Annotated in this window: 1 protein-coding gene; it reads left to right on the forward strand. The window is 52.9% G+C overall.

The features are described 5' to 3' along the window. Positions 1 to 300: DUF6708 domain-containing protein (locus OGV94_RS00020; RefSeq protein ID WP_353622559.1), on the forward strand; the 300-nt coding region annotated here is incomplete at its 5' end. Positions 301 to 484 lie beyond the last annotated feature (184 nt).

Raw genomic sequence — 484 nt, forward strand, 5'->3', positions numbered from 1 at the left:
CGGGTGTTTAACTGGGATGAAGTGCGCGGAGAAATCACCTATGAAGCCGGACGCTACAACCAGGGTTACCAGCTGCACGGTGCGGTGTGCCAGCCAGGAACCAGCCGTGTCCGGGAGCGGTTTGCGCTGACGTGGACGGTAGGTGATAAAGAGGCGCTGCGCGAGCTGTGGTGCTACTGCTGTCACTATATGCAGCACCGTCCGGTGCCTGAGACGGCGCGTTTTGCAGAACACCCGCAGCAGTGGGGCCATATCCACTGGCCGGAAGCGCTTGACGCTGAATCACGGACGGCACCGTAAGCGACTGGAAAAATAAATATAACGTTGGGGATGTGCTTTCATTAATGCTTAATGTAAAAGGATGAATGAATATTATGGCTAAAAAGCCAGGCAATAAAGTAAAGCGTCGCGCATCACTGTCCGCCTCTGACAATAAAAAAAAGGAACAGCATACAGCAAACGTTGACACGCAACGCCCCAAAAA

The organism is Citrobacter sp. Ce006, from assembly GCF_030336535.1.
Lineage (GTDB): Bacteria > Pseudomonadota > Gammaproteobacteria > Enterobacterales > Enterobacteriaceae > Citrobacter > Citrobacter europaeus.